At 59.5% G+C, this 8,744-nt stretch carries 12 protein-coding genes and 1 pseudogene; 1 reads left to right on the top strand and 12 read right to left on the bottom strand.

Features of this window, described 5'->3' with window-relative positions; translation table 11 throughout:
* Window positions 1-227: pseudogene (locus K5Q35_RS15950) on the top strand (S-(hydroxymethyl)glutathione dehydrogenase); the annotation flags it as partial.
* Window positions 228-236: 9 nt separating this feature from the next.
* Here the strand turns inward: K5Q35_RS15950 and ureG are convergent.
* From ureG to K5Q35_RS15890, 12 genes are all read right to left on the bottom strand, one after another.
* Window positions 237-905 carry an urease accessory protein UreG gene (gene ureG, locus K5Q35_RS15945; protein WP_013960609.1) on the bottom strand — a complete coding sequence of 223 codons (669 nt, stop codon included), beginning with the start codon at window positions 903-905 and terminating at the stop codon, window positions 237-239.
* The gene (locus K5Q35_RS15940; RefSeq protein ID WP_220800279.1) at window positions 902-1,570 is read right to left on the bottom strand and encodes an urease accessory protein UreF; all 669 of its coding nucleotides are present in this window, start codon (window positions 1,568-1,570) and stop codon (window positions 902-904) included. Before K5Q35_RS15940 ends, ureG begins: the two co-directional genes overlap by 4 nt.
* Window positions 1,533-2,024, bottom strand: a complete 492-nt coding sequence (gene ureE, locus K5Q35_RS15935) for an urease accessory protein UreE (protein ID WP_220800273.1) — start codon at window positions 2,022-2,024, stop codon at window positions 1,533-1,535. Before ureE ends, K5Q35_RS15940 begins: the two co-directional genes overlap by 38 nt.
* 84 nt (window positions 2,025-2,108) lie before the next feature.
* A complete protein-coding gene (locus K5Q35_RS15930) occupies window positions 2,109-2,684 on the bottom strand; it encodes a HEPN domain-containing protein (RefSeq protein ID WP_220800272.1) in 576 nt (191 codons plus the stop codon).
* A 26-nt stretch (window positions 2,685-2,710) separates the two neighbouring features.
* On the bottom strand, window positions 2,711-4,420 hold the full coding sequence (ureC, locus tag K5Q35_RS15925) for an urease subunit alpha (RefSeq protein ID WP_220800271.1): 1,710 nt from the start codon (window positions 4,418-4,420) through the stop codon (window positions 2,711-2,713).
* A 334-nt stretch (window positions 4,421-4,754) separates the two neighbouring features.
* A complete protein-coding gene (locus K5Q35_RS15920) occupies window positions 4,755-5,150 on the bottom strand; it encodes a carboxymuconolactone decarboxylase family protein (protein ID WP_220800270.1) in 396 nt (131 codons plus the stop codon).
* The gene (locus K5Q35_RS15915; protein WP_220800269.1) at window positions 5,150-5,971 is read right to left on the bottom strand and encodes a cyclase family protein; all 822 of its coding nucleotides are present in this window, start codon (window positions 5,969-5,971) and stop codon (window positions 5,150-5,152) included. Before K5Q35_RS15915 ends, K5Q35_RS15920 begins: the two co-directional genes overlap by 1 nt.
* Before the next feature lie 32 nt (window positions 5,972-6,003).
* Entirely contained in the window at window positions 6,004-6,309 is a 306-nt protein-coding gene (locus K5Q35_RS15910) for an urease subunit beta (protein ID WP_013960616.1), read from the bottom strand.
* 9 nt (window positions 6,310-6,318) lie between these two features.
* Complete coding sequence (locus K5Q35_RS15905) at window positions 6,319-6,621, bottom strand: urease subunit gamma (protein ID WP_013960617.1); 303 nt, start codon at window positions 6,619-6,621, stop codon at window positions 6,319-6,321.
* Between the two features lie 3 nt (window positions 6,622-6,624).
* On the bottom strand, window positions 6,625-7,440 hold the full coding sequence (locus K5Q35_RS15900; protein WP_220800268.1) for an urease accessory protein UreD: 816 nt from the start codon (window positions 7,438-7,440) through the stop codon (window positions 6,625-6,627).
* 132 nt (window positions 7,441-7,572) lie between these two features.
* Window positions 7,573-8,370 (bottom strand): N-acyl homoserine lactonase family protein, encoded by a 798-nt coding sequence (locus tag K5Q35_RS15895; protein WP_220800267.1) that lies wholly within the window; start codon window positions 8,368-8,370, stop codon window positions 7,573-7,575.
* Window positions 8,367-8,657, bottom strand: a complete 291-nt coding sequence (locus K5Q35_RS15890) for a putative quinol monooxygenase (RefSeq protein WP_220800266.1) — start codon at window positions 8,655-8,657, stop codon at window positions 8,367-8,369. Before K5Q35_RS15890 ends, K5Q35_RS15895 begins: the two co-directional genes overlap by 4 nt.
* Window positions 8,658-8,744: the final 87 nt, after the last annotated feature.

The following is an 8,744-nucleotide window of genomic DNA, read 5'->3' as shown; positions in this document are numbered from 1 at the left end:
AGATTTCGACGCGCCCGTTTCAGCTGGTGACCGGCCGGGTCTGGCGCGGCACGGCGTTCGGCGGAGCCAAGGGACGCACGGATGTGCCCAAGATCGTGGACTGGTACATGGACGGCAAGATCGAGATCGACCCCATGATCACCCACAAACTCAGCTTGGACGAAATCAACCACGGCTTCGACCTCATGCACCAAGGCAAATCAATCAGAGCCGTCGTGGAGTTTTGAGTGACCCCGTCAGCCCCCATCCAATTGGGGGCTGACGCCCGCCAAATCGGCGCCGAGACCCGAAATAGCGCGCAGATGATCCAGCACCTCTGACACACCCTGACCATGGCGCAACGCGGTAAAGACAAAGGGGCGGCCTGCGCGCATCCGCGTCGCGTCCCGCTCCATCACTTCCAGCGATGCGCCCACATGCGGGGCCAGATCGGTTTTGTTGATGATCAGGACATCGGATCGGGTGATGGCCGGGCCGCCCTTGCGCGGAATTTCTTCTCCCGCCGCCACGTCAATGACGTAGAGCGTGACATCCGCCAGTTCCGGTGAAAACGTGGCTGACAGGTTGTCGCCACCGCTTTCGATCAGGATCGCTTCGATCTCGGGATGACGCGTCTGCATTTCGGCAACGGCTGCTAGGTTGATCGATGCATCTTCGCGGATCGCCGTATGTGGACACCCCCCGGTTTCGACGCCGATCACCCGATCCTGCGGCAGGATTTGCAACCGCATCAGCGCTTCGGCGTCTTCTTGGGTGTAAATGTCATTGGTAATCACGCCAATCGAATGTCGCGGGCTCAGCGCCTTTGCCAGAGCCGCAGTAAGCGTGGTTTTGCCAGCGCCCACCGGGCCGCCGATGCCAATGCGCAAGGGTCCGTTCAGCGTAAGGGGCGATGCAACGTTCATGTGCGAAATACCTTTGAATACTGGGTTTCGTGATGCATGGCGGCAATATCAAGCGCCATGCAGGAGGAGGTCAGATCGTCAAGACCGGCATCATGGCACCGGCGGGCCACCTTCCGGATCAGCGGCGCCAGTGCAGCCAACACAGCCTGTCCTTCGGTTTGTCCCAAAGGCACCAGACGCACCGCTGCAGACACAAGGTTCGCGGCAAAGGCATGGGTGTAGATTTCAAGTGTCAGATCCAGTGGCAGGCCCTGCGCACAGGCCGCGCGCCCAACCGCAACGGGGTAGCATAGCTGTCCAAGGTCGGTCGCCCAGATGGCATCCACCGCCTTGGCAAATGCCGAGCCCTGATCCACCGTTTCTGTCATACGTTCCGCAGAGCTGACAAAAGCACGGGCAATTGCGTCTATCTGGCTAACGTCTTCCGGGAGTGATTTGTAGGACGCCGCAAGGAGAATGCCGTCGCTCGTTCCACTTCCGTGTTCTAAAATGTCCTGGACCCAGTCTCGCAGCGCCTTTGCATCGCGCATGTCACCACGATCAATGACCTGTTCAAGACCATGCGAATAGGCGTAGGCCCCGACCGGGAAACCGGGCGAAAGCCACTGCGTGAGTGTCAGGAACGCGTCAGTGCTCATGGTGATGTGTATCGTGTGAATGGTCATGGGTCGGGCCATGCTGGTGGCTGTGGTCATGGCCATGGGTGCGCCCGTGGCCGTAGGCCCCTCCCTCTGGTGTAAAGGATTCAACGATTTCCGTCACTGTCGCGCCAATCTTGCCCAGCATATCGGCCATCACATGATCGCGCTGGATCAACAGCCGGTCGTCCTCGATCTGACAAGGCGTATGCCGGTTGCCGATGTGCCACGCGATCCGGTGCAACATCTCGCCTCGCACCTCCAGCAGGGGCTCCGGTGCCGCGATGATGCCGATCAGCGTGCCATCCGTGGCCTCCAACGCGTCGCCCGCATTCAGCGAAGTCGTCTGGGGCAGGTCCACCAACACCTGAACCCCCTTGTCGGTGGTCAACACCTTGCGCCGCAGGAACCGCGCGTCATAGTCGAGCGTCACGTGATCGTCCGGATGGTGGCTGTGGGTGATTTTCTGGGCGGTTAACATGATCTCTCGCGGTTGGGGCGGTCGGGGGCTGCCCGGCTTGTTGCCGGGCGAACTATTGCTTTTAGACTAGGCTACTCGGTTTCATCATCTATCCTTTTCAATCTCCGATTCAGCACGTTTCACAAGCGCTTGGCAAATCACTGCGCATTCCTCGAAATCGGGGTAGGACGTTGTGCCACCTAGTCTTGGATAGCGCAAAGCGTGCCACCAGTTCTCAACTTTCTCGCCAAATTCTAGCTTTGTCATCTTAGACTGACCCAATGCGCCGAAAAGTTTGAGTGTCGTCGTCAGCCCGACAGGTTGCTTGTCTATATCTTCAATCTCCATCTGCAGCGCTGTCTTAGCGAACTCGGAGTTATTCTCCGCCCATTTGTGTTCAAGGGTCTGGCGGCGGAGCGTCCGTACGTTGCGGTATGCCTCTCTCACGCAGGCTCGTTTTCTATCTTGGCCGACGCGGCGGATCAACTCGACAATGTCGTGCGTGCGGCCGGGGCTTTCAGCGCGTGCCAAAAGGCATGCCTTTGAAGCGAGCTCAGTCGCATGTAGCAGCAGAAAGAACATGGGGTTGCGGGTTGTCCAATTCGCAAAATCACTTGCCTCTTCACGTGCATTCGCGTGTACGATCCGCGCGCTTTTCAGATATGCTTTGGCTTCGCGCAAGTATAGGTCCGCTTCGGTTTGCTTCCTCAAAACAAAAAATACCGCTGCGCCATCGGCAGCACCTCGGCGGGTTGGCAGGTCAATAATTCCCCGTCGGCGCGGACCTCGTAGGTTTCGGGGTTCACCTCGATATGCGGCAGGGCGTCGTTCAGGATCAGGTCTTTTTTGCCGATCCCGCGCGTGCCCTTTACGGCGAGTGTTTCTTTGCGCAGGCCCAGCGTCTCGCCGATGCCCGCCGTCTGAGCCGCTTCGCTGACAAAGGTCACGGCGGAGTGTTCGACCGACCGCCCAAAGGCCCCGAACATGGGGCGCGAATACACGGGCTGCGGTGTCGGTATCGAGGCATTGGTATCGCCCATCTGCGCACAAACAATCGTGCCCGCCATCAGCACCATTTCGGGTTTCACGCCAAAGAACGCAGGGTTCCACAGCACCAGATCAGCGCGTTTGCCGACCTCGATGCTGCCGATCTCGTGGCTGATGCCGTGGGCAATCGCCGGGTTAATTGTATACTTCGCGATGTAGCGGCGCACGCGCATATTGTCGTTGTCGCCTGTTTCCTCGACCAATGCGCCGCGCTGTTTCTTCATCTTGTCGGCGGTTTGCCATGTGCGGATGATGACTTCGCCCACCCGACCCATGGCCTGACTGTCGCTCGCGATGATGGAAAACGCGCCCATATCGTGCAGGATGTCTTCGGCGGCGATGGTTTCGCGGCGGATGCGGCTTTCGGCAAAGGCCACGTCTTCGGGGATGGATTTGTCGAGGTGGTGGCACACCATCAACATGTCGAGGTGTTCTTCCAGCGTGTTCACCGTGAAGGGCCGCGTCGGGTTGGTGGAAGAGGGGATCACATTCGCGTCGCCACAGATCTTGATGATATCCGGGGCATGCCCGCCGCCCGCGCCCTCGGTGTGGAACGCGTGGATCGTGCGGCCTTTGATGGCGGCCACAGTGTTTTCGACAAACCCGGATTCATTAAGCGTATCGGTGTGGATCATCACCTGCACGTCCATGTCGTCGGCCACGGACAGGCAGCAGTCGATGGCCCCCGGTGTCGTGCCCCAATCCTCGTGCAGCTTCATCGCGCAGGCCCCGCCTTCGATCATCTCGACGAGGGCCGCCGGTTGCGACGCGTTCCCTTTGCCCGAGATACCGAAGTTCATGGGGAAGGCATCCAACGCCTGCAACATCCGCCCGATGTGCCAAGACCCCGGCGTGCAGGTGGTGGCCAGCGTGCCATGCGCAGGACCGGTGCCACCGCCCAGCATCGTGGTGATGCCAGAGTGCAGCGCGTCGTCGATCTGCTGCGGCGCGATAAAGTGGATATGGCTGTCGAACCCGCCCGCTGTCAGGATCTTGCCCTCGCCCGCGATGGCCTCGGTCGAGGGGCCGATAATGATGTCTATACCCGGTTGCGTGTCGGGGTTACCCGCCTTGCCGATCTTGGCAATGCGCCCGTCGCGCAGGCCGACATCTGCCTTGTAGATGCCCGTGTGATCCACGATCAGCGCGTTGGTGATGACCGTGTCCATGGCCCCTTCCGCGCGCGTGACCTGAGACTGTCCCATCCCGTCGCGGATCACCTTGCCGCCGCCAAATTTAACCTCCTCGCCATAGATGGTGTGGTCGCGCTCAACCTCGATGATGAGGTCGGTGTCAGCAAGACGCACCTTGTCGCCGGTGGTGGGGCCGAACATCGCGGCATAGTTGGTGCGGGGGATTTTGGTGGGCATTTTGCATCGCCTCCGGTTACTTTATGTTGATCAGCCTGTGGATAACTTCTGTATCTTGCGTTAGGTTCTTGAATTGCCGCAAAATGTTGAGACCTTAGCACCAATAACAGGCCATGAGGTATTTTATGTCGAGCAAAGCAAGTTGGATCACAGCAATAGCGACCGCAGTTATTGCGATGATATACGTTGGTCAGGCGACAGGCTGGTGGTGAGCGCCGCGCCCGGCGGGCACCGCCGGGCAGCCCCCGACCGCCCCCCCGGGCGGGGGCTTTCAGCCCTGTGCCCGCGGCCGGGGGATGCCCGGCTCTGATGTGCTGCGAATACAACGTCAGCTTCATGCCTGAAACGCCTCATCCACGGGCACCTGCAGCGCCGTGACCAGCCCATTGGTTTGCATCGCCATGCCGATGACGGCGGCCAGTTCTCCGTGTTGTGCGTCGCTCATGCCTTTGGCTTTGGCGGCGGCGGTGTGGGAGTGCACGCAGTAGGAACAGCCGTTGGCGGTGGAAACGGCGATATAGATCATCTCCTTGACCAACGGGTCGAGATCACCGGGGCCCATCACAACTTCCAGCCGCTCCCACGTGGCTTTGAGCAACGCCGGGTCATGCGCCAGCGCGCGCCAGAAGTTGTTGATGAAATCCGTCCCGCGCACTGCACGGATATCGTCGAACACGGCCAGCACCTCAGGGCTGGCCGCGTCATCGGATATCAGCGAAACCGTCGCCATCAGACCATCGCAAAGATGCGCGCAGGGCCACCGGTGCCGCCCACATGGTTGGGTGCGCCCACGACCAAGGTCGCCCCGGCAGCGGGCACATTGTCCAGCCCTGCGAGGTTTTCGATGCCGTAGCGGCCTTCGGGCAGCCAAGCGTAATGGGTTGCGAAATCGGGGGACGGCCCGTGATCCAGCGAGAGCGTATCCACGGCCATGCAAACGGCGGTGGTTTCTTCGACCAGCATCTGTGCGGCCTCCACATGGAAACCGGGGAAGTGTTTCACGCCATCCGCGTCATTGCCCACATAGGCATCGGTCGCGGTCTTGCCTGCCCAACCGGAATGCATCGCGATGCAGGCGCGCTCCGGGATATCGCCGTTCGCCGCGATCCATGCTTTCAGATCATCCGGGGTGACTTGCGCGTCCGGGTCCTCTGCAGCCTTCGCCGCGATGTCGATCACACAGAGCGGGATCACCAGATCGGTCACCGGGATTTCATCCACGCTGGCCCCATCGGCGGAAAAATGCAGCGGCGCGTCGATGTGGGTGGCCGTGTGTTCGTTGATACTGAGGTTCATCAGGTTGAACCCGTGCTCGGCAAAATTGAACGGCTGTTCCATGGAAATACCGGGCACGCCAAAGAACGTCGGGAAATCGGGGCTGAGCTTGTGGGTCATATCGACCACACCGCCGTGTCCCGCCGCCATCGCTTGCGGGGTGGCCACGACACCGCCAAGGGCCGCTGCAGCACCTGTCATGGCGCTGGCTTTGAAAAAATTCCGCCGCGACAGCATCTTGTCCTTCACGGCGTTTATCACGCAAGCATCACACATATCGTTGTCTCCTCACTGTTAAGCAGGGGGCGCTAGAGATCACCCATGACCTGCTGATTGAACCCGAAGATACGCCGCGCACCTGATATCGGGATCAGCTGCACGTCGCGTCTCTGGCCTGGTTCAAAGCGTACGGCGGTTCCTGCGGTAATGTCGAGACGCATGCCGCGCGCGGTGTCGCGGTCAAACTCCAGCGCCGCGTTTGCTTCAGCGAAGTGGTAATGACTGCCGACCTGCACCGGGCGATCCCCGGTGTTTGCCACCATCAGCGTGATGGCCTCGGCCCCTTCGTTCAGGGTGATGTTACCCTCTTTGGGCATGATTTCTCCGGGGATCATGGGTGCCTCCTAGCGGATCGGGTTGTGGACTGTGACAAGCTTGGTGCCATCGGGAAAGGTCGCCTCGACCTGCACATCGTGGATCATCTCGGGCACCCCCTCCATGCACTGGTCGCGATTGATCACCTGCGCGCCTGCTTCCATCATATCGGCAACGGACCGCCCGTCGCGTGCACCCTCAACAACTGCATCGGTGATCAGTGCAATCGCCTCAGGGTGATTCAGCTTGACCCCGCGCGCGAGTCTTTTACGGGCAACTTCGGCGGCCATTGAGATAAGTAACTTGTCTTTTTCCCGTGGGGTGAGTTGCATAGCCTATAGCCTCCAGCTTTGGGGAAGAGTGTCATCCGTGATCAGGTCCAGCACGGGTATCAAGGAGCGCCGCAGGATATACCCATCCGTGGCCAAAAGGCGCATGACCAGAACATCCTTGTGCAAAAGGCTGACGCCGCCTGAGGCACCAATTATCCGGCGCAATGCATCAATGCGCCCTTGTGCATCAGGTGACACCCACACGAGGCTTGCCATCGCGCGCGCGCAACCGCCAATCGCCGGTCTGTCGAGGTGCGCGGCCACATCGCCCTGTAAGTGAATGGCGTCGTGGTAAATCGGCGCGCCGTTACGTCGGATATCAATGCGATCCCGAAAGGCGAGAGCGCTGACATCTTCACCCATGGCCCTGCGCCCAAAGAGGACCGGTTCAACCATCAGGAACTCGGCCCCCGTGCAAAGGTTCACGCTGAGATGGCGGTCAATTGCGGCATTTTTGTAGAGGATCGTCTCCTGTGGCAGCCAGAAAAGGTGGCTGCCTGCTTCGGCTTTGAGGTTTGTTTTGATCTCGCCGGTTTGACCAACTTGTGCGCCATATGCGCGCTCTGCCGCCTGCGTCGTCATGGTCAACCGGGACCCCGCACCGGCACAGCCGTCAATTTCAAACCGGTCACCCCCTGTGACGCCGCCTGCTGTGTTGATCAGGGTCGCCTGAACGATGTCGCGGGATGTTGGAAACAAGAGCTTCAGCGCGCCCGACTGTCGCAATCCGTCGATGCCAGAGCCACCATTGACCCGCTTGCTGCTGACACGGGCAAAGCCGATGGCGCGGGGTTGGTCCAGCGGTGTGGCAGTGCGCATGAGCAAGGAAGAGGGCCTTCAGGTCGTTTCAAACTTGCGTCAGCTTCACATAAGGCCAAACGAAATGACCAGAATGAGGAAAGAATTCAGCCGCAATTTAAATCGCTGTGCCTGTTTATTGTGCGTTTTTCGCTATCGTGGCACGGGGGACGCCGGACCTTGATCCAGGCGCCGTATATGCGCTGCAGCGCCCTGCGGGAAAAGCGCGGCCACCAGCGGGTCGTGACCGGGTATGATCAAATCCGGGCTGGAGGCCAGCCTTTCAAGGGTCGCAAAGCCTTCCAGCATGTTTTGCAGATCAACTACAATCGGGAAGGGTTTGCGGGCAAAAACGTTCTCATAATAATGCGCGGCGTCCGATGCCAGCACGAGCCAACCCGCTTGCGTTCGGACCCGGACCGCCTGCAGGCCACGGCTGTGCCCGCCGATGCAATGGACGCTCACGCCATCCGCTACTTCTGCGTCGCCCTCGTAAAAGATTACCTTGCCCGCATAAAGGCGCTTGACCGCTTCGCAGATATGATCCGCCGTGAAGGGCATGCGCAAGGTGTCATGACACATGCAGGGGCCGGTGGCATAGGCCATTTCTGCCGCCTGCATATGCAGTTTCGCATTCGGGAAAAGGTGCAAGCCGCCCGCGTGATCGTAGTGCAGATGGGTGACGATCACGTGGTCGATCTGCTCCGGCAGTATCCCAAGGGGGCGCAAGGCGGCAACAGGGTCCATCCGGATGGGACGATCGCGATTTTGCGCTTCTGGCTGGTCATATCCAGTGTCCACGAGGATCACCTCGTTGCCTCGACGCAGCAGCCATATGAAATAATCCATCGGATGGGGCGCGTCGTGATTGTCATCAAAGATAAAGCTGTCGCGCCGTGTGCGGCTGTTTCGATCCGCATATTTGATGGCGTGTACTTCCCATGTGCTCACTGAACGACACTCCGGTAGGTTTTAATGTCCTTGGCTGCAATCATGTCGGCGGTTGCGGTATCGAAGGCTTGAAAATGCGCAGTGCGAAGATGTGCGTCAAATGCGGCAGCGTCTGAATATATCTCGTACAGAAAAACCTCCTCCGGGCGCGCGCTGTCTGTTGCCACGTCAAACTGCAGGCAGCCGACCTCATTCTCCAATGACGCCCTCGCGTTCTCATACATCAGCGGCATGAATTTTTCGGCGCGCCCGGCTTTAAGGGAGAATGTGACCGTGACTGCAAACATTCGTTTCGCTCTCTTCTAGGGTGCTTTTCTGGTCAAGCGTTCTGCGCGGTTGAATAAAGTATGCATTAATGTATACGCTAATGCAAT

It is taken from the genome of Roseobacter sp. OBYS 0001, from assembly GCF_019654895.1.
GTDB classification, from domain to species: Bacteria; Pseudomonadota; Alphaproteobacteria; order Rhodobacterales; family Rhodobacteraceae; genus Roseobacter; species Roseobacter litoralis.
The sequence above is the reverse complement of the archived record's forward strand: the minus strand, read 5'-3'. Positions and strand labels throughout refer to the sequence as shown.